Annotated in this window: 11 protein-coding genes; 4 read left to right on the plus strand and 7 right to left on the minus strand. The window is 70.9% G+C overall.

Annotated features, from left to right (window positions below; translation table 11 throughout):
• The first annotated feature begins 10 nt into the window (after positions 1-10).
• From topA to rpmG, 4 genes are all read left to right on the plus strand, one after another.
• Entirely contained in the window at positions 11-2,725 is a 2,715-nt protein-coding gene (gene topA, locus E0493_RS11350; protein ID WP_160937058.1) for a type I DNA topoisomerase, read from the plus strand.
• Positions 2,726-2,728: 3 nt separating this feature from the next.
• Complete coding sequence (locus tag E0493_RS11355) at positions 2,729-5,059, plus strand: ribonuclease R family protein (RefSeq protein WP_160937059.1); 2,331 nt, start codon at positions 2,729-2,731, stop codon at positions 5,057-5,059.
• Between the two features lie 23 nt (positions 5,060-5,082).
• A complete protein-coding gene (locus E0493_RS11360) occupies positions 5,083-6,639 on the plus strand; it encodes a S41 family peptidase (RefSeq protein WP_160937060.1) in 1,557 nt (518 codons plus the stop codon).
• Positions 6,640-6,774: 135 nt separating this feature from the next.
• Complete coding sequence (gene rpmG / locus E0493_RS11365; protein WP_007002299.1) at positions 6,775-6,942, plus strand: 50S ribosomal protein L33; 168 nt, start codon at positions 6,775-6,777, stop codon at positions 6,940-6,942.
• A 72-nt stretch (positions 6,943-7,014) separates the two neighbouring features.
• On the opposite strand, the gene E0493_RS11370 is transcribed toward rpmG, so the two are convergent.
• The 7 genes from E0493_RS11370 to yidC form a co-directional block, all read right to left on the minus strand.
• Positions 7,015-8,397 (minus strand): PleD family two-component system response regulator, encoded by a 1,383-nt coding sequence (locus E0493_RS11370; protein ID WP_160937061.1) that lies wholly within the window; start codon positions 8,395-8,397, stop codon positions 7,015-7,017.
• A 472-nt stretch (positions 8,398-8,869) separates the two neighbouring features.
• Positions 8,870-9,283 carry a hypothetical protein gene (locus tag E0493_RS11375; protein WP_160937062.1) on the minus strand — a complete coding sequence of 138 codons (414 nt, stop codon included), beginning with the start codon at positions 9,281-9,283 and terminating at the stop codon, positions 8,870-8,872.
• Positions 9,284-9,423: 140 nt separating this feature from the next.
• On the minus strand, positions 9,424-10,563 hold the full coding sequence (gene dapE, locus E0493_RS11380) for a succinyl-diaminopimelate desuccinylase (protein ID WP_160937063.1): 1,140 nt from the start codon (positions 10,561-10,563) through the stop codon (positions 9,424-9,426).
• 5 nt (positions 10,564-10,568) lie between these two features.
• The gene (dapD, locus tag E0493_RS11385; protein ID WP_160937064.1) at positions 10,569-11,396 is read right to left on the minus strand and encodes a 2,3,4,5-tetrahydropyridine-2,6-dicarboxylate N-succinyltransferase; all 828 of its coding nucleotides are present in this window, start codon (positions 11,394-11,396) and stop codon (positions 10,569-10,571) included.
• Positions 11,397-11,504: 108 nt separating this feature from the next.
• A complete protein-coding gene (argB, locus tag E0493_RS11390; protein WP_160937065.1) occupies positions 11,505-12,389 on the minus strand; it encodes an acetylglutamate kinase in 885 nt (294 codons plus the stop codon).
• A gap of 251 nt (positions 12,390-12,640) precedes the next feature.
• Positions 12,641-13,303, minus strand: coding sequence for a ribosome biogenesis GTP-binding protein YihA/YsxC (gene yihA / locus E0493_RS11395; RefSeq protein ID WP_160937066.1), 663 nt, complete (start codon positions 13,301-13,303; stop codon positions 12,641-12,643).
• On the minus strand, positions 13,300-15,069 hold the full coding sequence (yidC, locus tag E0493_RS11400) for a membrane protein insertase YidC (protein ID WP_160937067.1): 1,770 nt from the start codon (positions 15,067-15,069) through the stop codon (positions 13,300-13,302). The genes yihA and yidC overlap by 4 nt, the downstream gene beginning before the upstream one ends.
• Positions 15,070-15,073 lie beyond the last annotated feature (4 nt).

The following is a 15,073-nucleotide window of genomic DNA, read 5'->3' on the forward strand; positions in this document are numbered from 1 at the left end:
GACACCCGCCATGACCGACGTCGTCGTCGTCGAATCGCCGGCCAAGGCGAAGACCATCAACAAGTACCTGGGCAAGGACTTCACCGTCCTCGCCAGCTTCGGGCACGTGCGCGACCTGCCGGCCAAGGACGGCAGCGTCCGGCCGGACGAGGATTTCGCCATGGACTGGTCCTCCGAGGACCGGGGCGAGAAGCAGGTGGCCGCCATCGCCAAGGCGGTGAAGGGCGCGCGCAACCTCTACCTCGCCACCGACCCCGACCGCGAGGGCGAGGCGATCTCCTGGCACGTCCAGCAGATGCTGCGGGAGAAGGGCGCGCTGAAGGGCGTGCAGGTCCACCGCATCACCTTCAACGAGATCACCAAGCGCGCCGTGCAGTACGCGCTGGAGCACCCGCGCGAGCTCGACACGCCGCTGATCGAGGCCTACCTGGCCCGCCGCGCGCTGGACTACCTGGTGGGCTTCACCCTCTCCCCCGTGCTCTGGCGCAAGCTGCCGGGCAGCCGCTCGGCCGGCCGCGTGCAGTCCGTCGCGCTGCGCCTGATCTGCGAGCGGGAGGCCGAGATCGAGGCCTTCCGGGCGCGCGAGTACTGGACCGTCGAGGGCCGCTTCCTGACCGCGCTCGGGGCCCCCTTCACCGCCCGCCTGACGCATTTGGACGGCAGGCGGCTGGAGCAGTTCGACCTGCGCGACGAGGCCGGCGCCATGCGCGCCAAGGCCGCCGTCGAGGCGGGCGCCTTCACCGTCGCCGGCATCGAGAAGAAGCGCGTCCGCCGCAACCCGCCGGCCCCCTTCACCACCTCGACGCTGCAGCAGGAAAGCTCGCGCAAGCTCGGCTTCGGCGCGCAGCAGACCATGCGGCTGGCCCAGCAGCTCTACGAGGGCGTGGAGATCCAGGGCGAGACGGTCGGCCTGATCACCTACATGCGGACCGACGGCGTGCAGATGGCGCGGGAGGCGATGTTCGCCATCCGCGACCATGTGAAGGACGCCTTCGGCCCGGACTACATCCCCGCCGCGCCGCGCGAGTATTCCTCCAAGGCCAAGAACGCCCAGGAGGCGCACGAGGCGATTCGCCCAACCGAGGTGACGCGCACGCCGGAGCAGGTGGCCCGCTTCCTCAACCCGGAGCAGCGCCGGCTCTACGAACTGGTCTGGAAGCGCGCCGTCGCCAGCCAGATGGCCTCCGCCGAGCTGGACCAGACGGCGGTGGACCTCGCCGACGCCAGCGGCAAGGTGCGCCTGCGCGCCACCGGCAGCGTGGTTGCCTTCGACGGCTTCCTGAAGCTCTACCGCGAGGACGTGGACGACGCCGCCGGCGCCGAGGACGAGGACAGCCGCATCCTGCCTCCGATGCGCGAGAAGGACCCGGCGAAGCTGACCGCCGCCCAGGCCGACCAGCACTTCACCCAGCCCCCGCCGCGCTATTCCGAGGCCTCGCTGGTGAAGAAGATGGAGGAGCTGGGCATCGGCCGCCCCTCCACCTACGCCTCCATCCTGCAGACCTTGCAGGACCGCGACTACGTGAAGCTGGAGAAGCGCCGCTTCATGCCGGAGGACCGCGGCCGGCTGGTCACCGCCTTCCTGGTGAACTTCTTCGAGCGCTACGTGGACACCGGCTTCACCGCGGCGCTGGAGGAGCAGCTCGACGACATCTCCGGCGGCCGCGCCGAGTGGCGCGCGGTGATGCGCGACTTCTGGCAGGACTTCAACGCCGCCGTGGACGCCACCAAGGACCTCACCATCAGCGAGGTCATCGACGCGCTGGACGAGGAGCTCGGCCCGCACTTCTTCCCGCAATCCGCCGAGGGCGGCGACCCGCGTGCCTGCCCGGCCTGCGGCACCGGGCGGCTCGGCCTCCGCCTCGGGCGCAACGGCGCCTTCATCGGCTGCTCCAACTACCCGGGATGCCGCCACACCCGCCCGCTCTCGGTCGCCGGCGAGGGCGAGGCCGACGCGGCGCTGGCCGGCGGCATCAAGGAGCTGGGCACCGACCCCGTCACCGGCGCGCCGATCACGCTGCGGCGCGGTCCCTACGGGCTCTATGTCCAGCTCGGCGAGGGCGAGACCGACGCCAAGGGCAAGGCCATCAAGCCAAAGCGCGCCAGCCTGGCGCGCGGCATGGACCCCGATTCCCTCACGCTGGAGCGGGCACTGGCGCTGCTCGCCCTGCCCCGCATCGTCGGCGTGCATCCGGAAACGGGCGAGGAGATCAGCGCCGCCATCGGCCGCTTCGGGCCCTACGTGAAGATGGGCAGCATCTACAAGTCGCTCGACCGCGACGACGACGTGCTCTCCATCGGCATCAACCGCGCCGTGGCGCTGCTGGCGGACGCCAAGGCCAAGGTGCGCGCGCTCGGCCCGCACCCGAAGGACGGCGAGCCGGTGGAGATCAAGCGCGGCCGCTTCGGCCCCTATGCGCAGCATGCCGGCATGGTCGCCAGCCTGCCGCGCAACCTGCCGATGGAGGACATCACGCTGGACCAGGCGGTGGCCCTCCTCGCCGAAAAGGGCAAGAAGCTGCCGCCGCTTGGCGCCAAGAAGGGGGCGAAGAAGCCCGCGCCCCGCAAGGCCGCCGCTGCGGAAGCCAGTGACAGCGAGGCCAAGCCGGTGAAGAAGGCCGCCGCCAAGAAGCCGGCGGGGCGCAAGGCCACCGCCACCAAGGCGGCGGGCAAGGCCACCGCGGCGACGAAGCCGGCGCGCAGCCCGGTCAAGGTCAAAGCCTGACCCATGGCGGAGCGCCCTGACGATCCGGGCGCGAGGGGGCCAGAGGATGTCTCGCCCGCCCCCGCCGCCATGCCCAGCCGCGAGGCGCTGCGCCGCTTCCTGCGGGAGGCGCCCGCCCGGGTGGGCAAGAGCGAGATCTCCCGCCATTTCGGCCTGACCGCCGATCAGCGCCCCGCCCTGCGCGCCTTGCTGAAGGAGCTGGAGCACGAAGGCGCCCTGCAGCGTGCCGGCGGGCGACGAGTGCGGGAAAGCGGCAAGCTGCCGGAAATGGCGGTGGTCGAGGTGTCCGGCACCGATCCCGACGGCGACCCCCTCGCCCGCCCGGTCGGCTGGGAAGGCCCCGGGCGCCCGCCGCTGGTCTATATGCGGCCCGAGCGGCCTGGGCAGCCCGCCCTGGCCTATGGCGAGCGCGTGCTGGCCCGGCTGCGCCCGATCGGACCGGGCAAGTACGAGGGTCGCACCTTCAAGCGCCTCGGCAGCGGTGGCCCCGCGCGCATCCTCGGTGTCCTTCAGGGCGACCGGCTGCTGCCGACCAGCAAGCGCGAGAAGGCCGACTGGACCGTCCCCGCCGGCGAGGACGGCGGCGCCGAGGAGGGCGAGCTGGTCCTCGCCGAGCCGCTGCCCGGCCGCGCGCTGGGCCTGCGCCCGGCGCGCGTCGTCGAGCGGCTGGGCCGGATGGATGCCCCGCGCGCCGTTTCGGTGCTCTGCATCCACGCCCATCGCATCCCCGACCACTTTCCCGCCGAGGCGGTGCGGGAGGCCGAAACCGCTCGGCCTGTCGCGCTCCAGGGGCGCGAGGACCTGCGTGAAATCCCCCTCGTCACCATCGACGGCGAGGATGCGCGCGACTTCGACGACGCCGTCTGGGCCGAGCCGCTCGGCGAGGGCTGGCGGGTGCTGGTCGCCATCGCCGACGTGGCGCATTACGTCCGCCCCGGCAGCGCGCTGGACCAGGAGGCCGGCCGGCGCGGCAACAGCGTCTACTTCCCCGACCGGGTGGTGCCGATGCTGCCCGAGGCGCTTTCCAACGGGCTGTGCAGCCTGCGTCCCGGCGAGAATCGCGGCTGCCTCTTTGTCGAGATGCGCTTCGACGGCCAGGGCCATAAGGCCGGCCACCGTTTCGGCCGCGGCCTGATGCGTTCCGCCGCGCGGCTGACCTACGAACAGCTGCAAACCGCCCAAGAAGCTGCCCCAGTGGCCGCCCAGGGGGACGCCCAGGGGGACGCTCAGGGGGACGCTCAGGGGGCCGTCCAGGGGGACGCGGAAATGGGCAAGGCTGGCGGTCTCGTTCCCCCGCAGCAGGTCGCCCATCTCTTCGCCGCCTTCCGCTGCCTGCTGGCCGCCCGTGAACGGCGTGGCACGCTGGACCTCGACCTGCCGGAGCGCCGCGTGCTGATGGACGAGCAAGGCGAGGTCCGCGACGTCGTCCCGCGCCTGAAGCTCGAGGCCCACCGGCTGATCGAGGAGTTCATGGTGGCGGCGAATGTCTGCGCCGCCGAGGAGCTGGAGCACCGGCGCCAGCCCCTCCTCTTCCGCGTTCACGACCGCCCCTCGGATGAGAAGCTGGAAGCCTTGCGGCAGTTCCTCGATTCGATGGAGCTGGACCTCCCCGCCGCCGGCGAGTTGCGCCCGCGCGACTTCGCCCGGGTCCTGGAACACGTGCAGGGGCGGCCCGAGGAACGGCTGGTGCACGAGGCGGTGCTGCGCGCCCAGTCCCAGGCCGCCTACAGCCCGGAGAATATCGGCCATTTCGGCCTCGCCCTGCCGCGCTACGCGCACTTCACCAGCCCGATCCGCCGCTATGCCGACCTGGTGGTGCACCGCGCGCTGATCCGTGGCCTTGGGCTCGGAAAGGCCGACGCCCTCCAGGAGGACGAGGCGGAGCGCCTGCCTGATACCGCCGAGCACATCACCCGCACCGAGCGCCGCGCCGCCGCCGCCGAGCGCGAGGCCGTCGAGCGCTATTTGGCCCGCCACATGGCGTCCCGCGTCGGCGGCATGTTCGATGCGCGCATTTCGGGCGTGACACGCTTCGGTCTGTTCGTCACGGTTGCATCGAATGGCGCGAGCGGACTCGTGCCCCTGGCCTCCCTGCCGGACGATCAATGGACTCACGAGGAAGCCGCCCATCGGCTTTCCGGCCGATTTACGCGCCTGTGTTTCGTGCTGGGCCAGGCGGTGGAGGTGCGGCTGGCCGAGGTCGTGCCGCTGACCGGCGGCATGCTGTTCCACCTCCTGCAAGGCAACCCGCCCGTCGCCGGCGGCCGCCGCGCCCGCCTCCGCCACCTTGCCGGCGCCTCCACCTCCCGGGGCCCGCGAGGCACGCCACGCTGAGGCGCCTCGCTTCCCAGCCCTCCGTGGCGAACCTGGCGCGGCTGGTGCTGGGCGCCTTCCTTCTCGCGCTTGCCCAGCCTGTTGCGGCGCTCGCCCAGCCGGAGGCCGGCTTCTCCCGGCCGCAGGTGCGCGCTGTCCTGCAGGAGGCCTTCAGCGCCATCATCGAGCGGCACCTGGAGGAAGCGGCACCGGCCGAGCTGGCATTATGGTCGCTGCGCGGCCTCGGTGCGGTGGACTCGCAGCTTTCCGCGCAGGTCGAGGAAGGCTTTCTGTCCCTGAGCCTGGGCGCGCGGCCGCTGGCGGTGCAGCCGGCCCCCGGCCTCGCGCAGGCCGCGCTGGCGCCCCGCCGCGCCCTGCGCCCGCCCCCCGCCGCGGAAGCGCTGGCGGAAAGCCTGGCGCAGTTCTACGCGGCTGCCTGGGCGGCCTCGCCCCTTCTGCGCGCGGCCGGCGCCGAGCGCATGCTGCAGGCCGGCTTCGACGAGGTGTTCAACCACCTGGACCCCTACAGCCGCTACATCACCGCCGACGAGGCGTGGCAGGCCCGGCAGCGGCGCATCGGGCAGAGCGGGCTCGGCCTGCGCATCGCCGCCGGCGGCCGCAACAGCGTCGTGGTCGTGGCGCTGGTGCCGGAAAGCGTCGCGAGCCGGGCCGGCCTGCGCGAGGGCGACGTCCTGCTGTCCATCGACGGCATTCCGGTCACCGCCCGGCGGCTGGTGGAGGCGGCGGAACTGCTGGAAGGCCCGGCCGACACGGATGTGCAACTGGAGGTGCAGCGTGGCCGGCAGCGGTTCTCCGTCGTCCTGCGCCGCCTCAGCCAGGCGCTCCCTGGCCTGCGCGCCGAGATGCAGGACAACATCCTCTGGCTGCGGCTGAGCCTGTTTTCCGCCACCACCACCAGCCAGCTGGCCGACGCGCTGAACGCCAGCACGGCCCTCGGCTCCCCCTCCCGTGGGGTGGTCCTGGATCTGCGCGGCAACCGTGGCGGCCTGCTGATGCAGGCCATGGGCGTCGCCGATGCCTTCCTTACCCGCGGCGTGGTGGCGCAGAGCGCCGGGCGGCACCCCGATGCGCAGCGTATCTGGCGTGCCGAGGGCAGCGACCTCGCACAGGGGCGCCCCGTGGTGGTGCTGGTGGACGGCCGCACCGCATCGGCGGCCGAGATTGCCGCGGCCGCGCTTTCGGATCAGGGGCGCGCCGTGGTGGTCGGCAGCGCCACCCTGGGCAAGGGGCTCATCCAGATCGTCATCCCCCTGCCGAACGGCGCGGAGGTGCTGATCTCCTGGTCGCGCGTGCTGGCGCCGCGCGGGTGGCCGGTGCAGGGGCTTGGCGTGATCCCCGAGGTCTGCACCAGCCTCGGGCTGGAGGCGACCCGCGCCGAGCTGCAGCGGCTCGGCGAAGGCATCGCGCCGATGGGCCCGGTGCTGGCCCGCCTTCGCCAGGCGCGCGCACCGGTGCCGGCGAGCGAGGTGGCCGCCCTCCGCACCGCCTGCCCTCCGGCCGAGGGGCGGGCGCTGGATCAGGAGGTGGCGCAGTACCTGATCAACAATCCCAACGCCTACGCGGCGGCGCTGACTCCCTGAAAGCTGTGGCTTCGCCGCAGGTTGGACTTGACTGGAGCGCCGGGTCCACTAGGTTGCACCTCTCGCGTCGCACCCGGGTGCGCGGCTTCGTGCTGCCCGGCTTAAGGTGCCAGCTGGTGCACACGGAACAACGTCATGGCCAAGTCGAACACCATTCTGATCAAGCTCGTCAGCACCGCTGACACCGGTTACTTCTATGTGACCAAGAAGAACACGCGCAACACCACAGGCAAGCTGGAGATGCGCAAGTACGATCCGGTTGCCCGGAAGCACGTCGCCTTCCGCGAATCCAAGATCAAGTAAGCCGGCCTTCCGGCACGGAACGGCGAAGGGGGCCGCATCTCGGCGAGATGCGGCCCCCTTTCGCATCCGCCGTCACGCCACGTCGACGGGGCGCCGCTTCCAGTCCTCGATCCCCGCGATCTCCACGCGGTTCCGGCCATTCGCCTTCGCGCGGTAGAGGGCGGCATCGGCGGCGCGCAGCAGCGTCGAGAGGCCCTCCCCGCTGCGTGCCAGGGCAACGCCGATGCTGGTGGTGACGTGCAGCTGGCCGCCCTGGCCGGTCGGCACCGGGCGCTCGGCCACGGTGGCCCTTAGCCGCTCCGCCACCTGCAGGGCCTCCTCCTCGTTGGCGCCGCCCATGGCGACGACAAACTCCTCGCCACCGAACCGGGCCGCCACGTCCACGCTGCGCAGATGTTCCTTCAGGCGGCTCGCCACCTCGCTGAGCACCAGGTCGCCCACCGCGTGGCCATGCGTGTCGTTGACGGTCTTGAAGCGGTCCACGTCCAGCAGGAGCAGCGCCACCTGCCCTGCCCGCAGGAGCCCTTCCAGGTGGCGCGTCACGTAGCGGCGGTTGCGCAGGCCGGTCAGGCTGTCGGTGACCGCCATCTCCAGCGACCGGTCCAGATCCGCCCGCAGGCGCTCCTGGTAGCGCTTCCGCCGCACCTGGTTGCGCAACCGCGCGCGCAGCTCGTTGGCGTCGGTCGGGCGCAGAACATGGTCACTGGCGCCGAGGTCGAACCCGCGCAGGACCTGCGCGCGCTGGTCGGCATCGGCGATCAGAATCAGCGGCAGGTCGCGGGTGGCGGCCTGAGCACGCAGCCGCGAGGTCAGGCGCAGGCCATCGCCGCCTTGCAGGGAGAGGCTCAGCAGCGCCACGTCATGCTGGCCGCGGCTCAGCTCCGCCCAGGCCTCGGCATCGCTGGAGGTGACGCGCAGCATCACGCCCTCGGCGGCAAGCACGCTGCCCAGCAACTCCGCCTCGTTGATGTCCTCGGTCGCCAGCAGCACTACGGCGCCGCTGAGGCTTTCGGAGGGCGGGGTCTGGGGAACCACCCCAAGGTCCTGCGCCGTCTCGGCGCGCAACCGGAAGGCGTCGAGCACCTGCTTCATGCGCTGCAGCGCGCGCAGCCGCGCGAACAGGGTGAGATGGTCCACCGGCTTGGACAGGAAGTCATCCGCGCCGGCTTCGAGCCCCCGCACGCGCTCGGCGGGGTCCACCAGGGCGGTCACCATCACCACGGGAATATGGGCCGTCTCGGGATTGGCCTTGAGCCGCCTGCAGACCTCGTAGCCGTCCATGCCCGGCATCATCACGTCCAGCAGGATGATGTCGGGCAGCCATTCCTCGGCGCAGCGCAACGCCTCCGGGCCCGAGGAGGCCAGGGCGACATCGTAGTATTCGGCGTTCAACCTTGCTTCCAGGAGACGCAGATTGGCCGCGATGTCATCGACAACAAGGATGCGTGCGCTCATGCCGCCGGGCTCTCTTCAGGCTGAAGGCCACTCATCCGCGGCTTGGCGCGGCGAAAGGCCCACACCCGAGCCGGCAGAGCCCCGCGGCCATGCTCCCCGCAGCATGGCAGGACATCGCCTTCCCTCTGCCCACTGTCGGAATACCCTTTCCGCAGCAGCGTTTCGCATGTCCCATCCGTCACGCCCACCACATCATTCGGATCATGTGTCGAGGCGCACAACGCTTATTCGGTCAAACTAGCGCGTCCGACGCGGCAGTTTAATAGCACATTCGTTAATGCGATGCGTACCGGCCACACCCCAGAATAAATTTTGGGAGGTCGGAATCAACCACCGCGGGAAGTGGCTGGAACGGCTTGCCAGGCGTGGCGCGTCATCAGGCCGGCATGGAAAGGTGCTGCTCCGACCGGCGCGCCTCGGCGAAGCCGCTGCCCGCTCCTCCCCCGCGCCCTGAGCCTCGCCCGCACGCCGCTCAACCCCGCGAAAGGTCGGTCACCGCCCCGGAAATCAGGACGGTCACCGTGAGGTCCAGCACAACGAAACCAGCCGCCGCAAGGCTGCTCACCCGCAACGTGCTCCGGGCCGCGAACCACTGCAGCCAGAGCGCGTAGCCGATGCCGCTGACGGTGACCACCTCCCGCAGCCAGCCCGGCGACGGCAAGGCGGAGACCACGGCGATGACCAGCATGATCAGGTACTGGAGGAGATTGGTCCAGTTCCAGGCCGCCACCAGCCGCGGCCAGTGCATCTCGCGACCGATCGAGCGGCAGACCGGCAGGGTCGCCAGTGCGTAGGCAGCCCAGCCCGTGACATATCCCGTCAGCTCGGCCGCCGCCGCGCGTGGGCTGGCGGCGAAGGAAGCGTCGAGCACCAGAAAGATCGGCAAGCAGAGCACCGCCACCCAGAAGGAGCGGCCCGCTCCCTCCAGGGTCGCCGGCAGCAGGGCCGTTCCCTCGGCGCGGCCGCGCGCCAGCAGCAGGATGCCCCGCAGGCCGATGAGAAGCTCCGCGAGCGTCTGAACGGCGGTCAGGCGCGTGCCTCCTGTGCCAGAAGGGCCTCGATCACCCGCGCATAAAGCGCGGCGAGCGCCCGCAGTTCCGCGACAGGAGTGGATTCATCCGCCTTGTGCATGGTGGCGCCGACGGCGCCCAACTCCGCAACCGGGCAGTGCTGTGCCACGAAGCGGGCGTCGGAGGTGCCCCCCCCGGTGTCGAGGCTGGGCTCCCTGCCCGTGGCGGCGCGCGTAGCCGCCACCAGCGCCTCCACGAAGGGGCCGGGCTCCGTCAGGAAGGCCTCGCCCGAGCAGGACACGGCCAGGTCGTAGCGCGCTTCCTCTGCCTCCAGGGCGGCGCGCAGATGCGCCGTCAGCGAACGGCTGGAGTGCAGGTCGTTGAAGCGGATGTTCAGCCGCGCCCGCGCCGTGCCGGGGATGACGTTGGTGGCAGGGTTGCCAACATCGAAGCTGGTCACCTGCAGGGTGGAAGGCTCGAACCAGGGCGTGCCGGCATCCAGCGGCTCGGCGGTCAGCCGGTGCAGCACGCGCACCAGCCGGTGCACCGGGTTGTCCGCCCGCTGCGGATAGGCGCTGTGGCCCTGGATGCCATGCAGCGTGATCTCGGCATTCAGGCTGCCGCGCCGGCCGATCTTGATGGTGTCGCCCAGCGCCGCCTTGCTGGTGGGTTCGCCGACCAGGCACATGTCCGGCCGGTGGTCGTTCCTTGCCATCCAGTCCAGCACCTTCACGGTGCCGTCCAAGGCTGGTCCTTCCTCGTCGCCGGTGATCAGCAGCGAGAGGCTGCCGGGCAGGTCGCGCGGCAGGCTGGCGATGGCCGCGATCCAGGCGGCGATGCCGCCCTTCATGTCGGTCGCGCCACGGCCGTAAACCACCCCGTCCCGGACCTCGGCGCCGAAGGGATCGGCGCTCCAGCCGGCGAGGTCGCCGGGCGGCACCACGTCGGTATGCCCGGCGAAGCAGAGATGCGGCCCGCGGCTGCCGCGCCGGGCGAAGAGGTTCTCCACCTCCTCGCCCGGCGGCCCGAAGCGCAGCCGGGTGCAGGTGAAGCCGAGCGGAACCAGCGCCGCCTCCAGCACGCCCAGCGCGCCGGCTTCGGCCGGGGTGACGCTGGGGCAGCGGATCAACTCCTGCAGGAGGGGCAAAGGGTCCATGCCGATCAGTCGCGCAGCAGTTCGTTGATCGAGGTCTTCTCGCGCGTGCGGGCATCCACCCGCTTAACGATCACCGCGCAATAGAGGCTCGGCCCCGGCGTGCCGTCCGGCAGCGGCCTGCCCGGCAGGCTGCCCGGCACCACCACCGAATAGGGCGGCACATGCCCGATGAAGATCTCGCCCGTGCTGCGGTCGATGATCTTGGTCGAGGCGCCAAGGAAAACACCCATCGAGAGCACGCTGCCCTCGCCCACGATCACCCCCTCGGCGACCTCGGAGCGGGCGCCGATGAAGCAGTTGTCGCCGATCACCACCGGGTTGGCCTGCAGCGGCTCCAGCACGCCGCCGATGCCGGCGCCGCCTGAGATGTGGCAGTTCTTGCCGATCTGCGCGCAGGAGCCGATGGTGGCCCAGGTGTCCACCATGGTGTTGGCGTCCACATAGGCGCCGAGATTGACGAAGCTCGGCATCAGCACCACGCCGGGCGCGATATAGGCGGAGCGCCGCACCACGGCGCCCGGAACGGCACGGAAGCCCGCGTCCTTGAAGCGGTTCTCGCCCCATCCGGCGAACTTCAGCGGCACCTTGTCATAGGCGCCGAAGCCGGTCGGGATGATCGCGGAGTCCTCAAGGCGGAAGGAAAGCAGCACCGCCTGCTTGAGCCACTGGTTGACCTTCCAGCCACCCTGCCCGTCCGGTTCCGCGACGCGCGCCTTGCCGGAATCCAGCCTCTCCAGCGCCGTCTCGATCGCCTCGCGGTCGGCGCCCCTGGTGGCGGGAGAAAGCTCGGCGCGGCGGGCCCAGAGGCCCTCGATGGTGGCGGCAAGATCCATGGCAACGGTCCCGATCGGCAGGAAAAACGGTGCTGCCGGTATCGGAGCGGTGCGGGGCGGTGTCAACGGCACCTTCCCGCCCCCACCGGCCCCGCCCCCGCTCTCGCCTCAGGGGCGGATCAGGGTGCCGGCGCCGCCGTTGGTGAACAGCTCGATCAGCACGGCGTGCGGCACCCGCCCATCCACGATGACGGCGCCCTTCACGCCCTGCTCGATGGCGTAGATGCAGGTCTCGACCTTCGGGATCATGCCACCCGAAATCCAGCCCTCGGCAATGCCGGCGCGGGCCTCGGCCACCGTCATCTCGGGGATCAGCGTCCTGCCGGCGTCCAGCACGCCCGGCACGTCGGTCAGCATCAGCAGCCGCGAGGCGTTCAACGCCCCTGCGATGGCGCCCGCCGCAGTGTCGGCGTTGATGTTGTAGGTCTGCCCGTCGGCGCCGACGCCCACCGGGGCGATCACCGGCACGATGTCGGCGGCGATCAGCAGCTCGACCACCTGCGGGTCCACGTATTCGGGCTCGCCGACGAAGCCGAGGTCCAGCACCTTCTCGAGGTTGCTGTCCGGGTCGCGGTAGGTGCGGGTGAGCTTCTTCGCCCGGATCAGGCGGCCGTCCTTGCCCGAGATGCCGACCGCGATGGCGCCGGCGCGGGTGATGCAGTCCGCCACCTGCTTGTTGACGGTGCCGGAAAGCACCATCTCGACCACGTCCACCATCTGCGCGTCGGTCACCCGCAGCCCGTTGACAAAGGTGGACTGCACGTTGAGCCGCTTCAGCATGGCGTTGATCTGCGGCCCGCCGCCATGCACGATCACCGGGTTCACGCCCATCTGCTCCAGCAGCGCGATGTCCCGCCCGAAGCGCAGCGCACTCTCTTCCTCGCCCATGGCGTGGCCGCCGTACTTCACCACGACGATCTGCTCATCGTAGCGCTTCAGGAAAGGGAGCGCGGCGGCAAGGATCTCCATCTGGTTGCGCGCGTCCTGGGTCATGGACATCCCTTCCCGCTTAGAGGTGCGTCGGCGCGTCTAGGCGGCGCGACCGTGGGGGTCAAGAGGCCGCGCGGCGCGGGGGGGGGGGGCGGGCGGGGGGGGGGGGCGATCGGAGCGCGGGCGCGGCCACAGCCGCCGGCACCCTGCCCGCCGCATGCGCCCGCCGCCGGGCGCGCACCGGATCAGCCGCCCGGAGCCGGCGGGAAGCGCGCTGTCGATGGCCGTCCCCGCGTGAGGGGGCGGCCCCGCCCTCAGGGCTCGGCCAGGGCGGCCAGCTCGGCGCGCAGCTCGGGAATGCCGAGTCCCGTCTCGCTGCTGGTGGTGATCACCAGCGGGTGGGCGGCGGTGTGCTTCTTCACCAGCGCCGCCGCCTCCTGCTGCCGCTGCTCCAGCCAATAGGGCTTGGCGTCGTCCGCCTTGGTCAGCACGATCTGGAAGGTCACCGCCGCTTCCGTCAGCAGGTCCATCGCCGCCCGGTCGCTGGCCTTGGTCTCGATGCGGGCATCCAGCAGCAGCACCACGCGGCGCAGGTTGGGCCGGCCGCGGAGGAAGTTGAACATCAGCCCCTGCCAGTCCTCCTTCACGCTCTTGGCGGCCTGAGCGTAGCCGTAGCCCGGCATGTCCACCAGCGTCAGCCGGCCGCCGAGGTCGAAGAAGTTGAGCTGCTTGGTCCGTCCGGGCGTGTTGGAGACGCGCGCCAGGCTGTTCTGCCCGGTCAGCGCGTTCACCAGCGAGGACTTGCCGACGTTGGAGCGCCCGCAAAAGGCGATCTCCGGCAGGCGCGGCTCGGGAAGCTGGTCGAGCCGCTGCGCGGCGAAGAAGAACTGGCAGGGGCGCGCGAACAGCAGGCGCCCCTGCTCGATCAGGGCGGCGCGCTCCTCCTCGGTGCGCGCCTCCAGCAGCCCGCCGCTCACCCCTTTGCCCTTGCGCCGGCCTTCTTCAGCGCCTGCTCCTCGCGCCGCGCCGCCCGGTCATGCCGCATGATGTAGGACTGCTGGATGATCGAGAGCGTGTTGTTCCAGGACCAGTAGATCACCAGCCCGGCCGGGAAGCTGGCCAGCATGAAGGTGAAGATGATCGGCATGAAGGTGAAGATCTTGGCCTGCACCGGGTCCGGCGGCGTCGGGTTGAGGCGCTGCTGGAAGAACATGGTCAGGCCCATGATGATGGCCCAGATCGGCATGTGCAGCAGGTGCGGCGGCTCCCAGGGGATCAGGCCGAACAGCGTGAACAGGTTCGTCGGGTCGGGCGCCGAAAGGTCATGGATCCAGCCGAAGAAGGGCGCGTGCCGCATCTCGATGGTGACGAACAGCACCTTGTAGAGAGCGAAGAACACCGGGATCTGGATCAGCATGGGCAGGCAGCCGGAGGCGGGGTTCACCTTCTCCGTCCGGTACAGCGCCATCATCTCGGCCTGCGCCTTGGCCGGATCGTCCTTATAGCGCTCGCGGATCTCCTGCATCTTCGGCGCCAGCGCCTTCATCCGCGCCATGGACTTGTAGGCCTTGCTGGCCAGCGGGAAGAACAGCGCCTTCAGCACCACGGTGGCCACCAGGATGGCGATGCCGAAGTTGCCGAACAGGCGGAACAGGAAGTCCAGCGCGTAGAAGAAGGGCTTGGTCAGGAAGTAGAACCAGCCGAAGTCGATCGCCTTGTCGAAGTCGGTGATGCCGAGGTTCGACTGGTAGGCGTCCAGCAGGTGCACCTCCTTGGCCCCGGCGAAGACGCGCGTGGCGAGGCTGCTGGCCGCCCCGGGCGCCACGCTCTGGGGCGCGGGGGTGGCGAAGTCCACCTGCCAGCGGTCCTGCCCACCCTCGGTGGAGTGGCGCCAGGAGGCGTGCAGCGGCTGCGCGGCATCGACGGGCGCGATGGCGGAAAGCCAGTACTTGTCGGTGAAGCCGGCCCAGCCGCCATTGGTGTCCAGCTCCAGCGCAACGCCCTTCTTGCCCTCGCCCTCCGCCTCGCCCTTGGCGGCCTTGTAGGTCTGCTCGTGCAGGCGGCCGTTCAGCACGCCGACAAAGCCTTCGTGCAGGATGTAGTAGCCGGCGACATGCGGCGTCGCCTCGCGGCGCACACGCACCCAGGGCAGCACCTGCACGGCCTCGCCGCCATTGTTGACGACCCGCTGCTCGGACTTGAACATGTAGTTGCGGTCGAGGCTGAGCAGGACCTGGAAGGTCTGCCCCTGGCCATTGTCCCAGGACAGCGTCACCGGGTTGTCGGGGCTCAGCGGGCCGCCGCTGACGGTCCAGTCGGTCTCGGCATCGGGCACCCGCGTGCGGCCATCCGCGGCCGACCAGCCCCACTGCGTGAAGTAGGGCTGCACCTCGTCGCGCGGGGCGAACATGCGCACCAGCGGCGAGTTGGGCGAGGTGGTCTCGTGGTAGTCCCTCAGCACCAGGTCATCGAGCCGGGCGCCGCGCAGCAGCAGGCTGCCGGAGAGGCGCGGGCTCTCGATCTTCAGGCGCTGCGCCGCCGGGCGGGCTGCCTCAGGGGTGGTGGCGGCGGCGGCCGTGCCGGCGCCGCCCGGCGCCACGGGGGCAGCCGGCGTCGGCGCCTGCTGCGCCACGGCGGGCGGCGGCGGCTCGGCCGGCGGGGTGGTCTCGCGTTTCCACAAGTCGAAGGCCAGCAGGATGCCGATCGAGAGTGCAATCGCAGCGAGGAGTCGCTTCTGGTCCATCGGA

Origin of the sequence: Teichococcus coralli (assembly GCF_009829925.1) — a bacterium.
GTDB classification, from domain to species: Bacteria; Pseudomonadota; Alphaproteobacteria; order Acetobacterales; family Acetobacteraceae; genus Pseudoroseomonas; species Pseudoroseomonas coralli.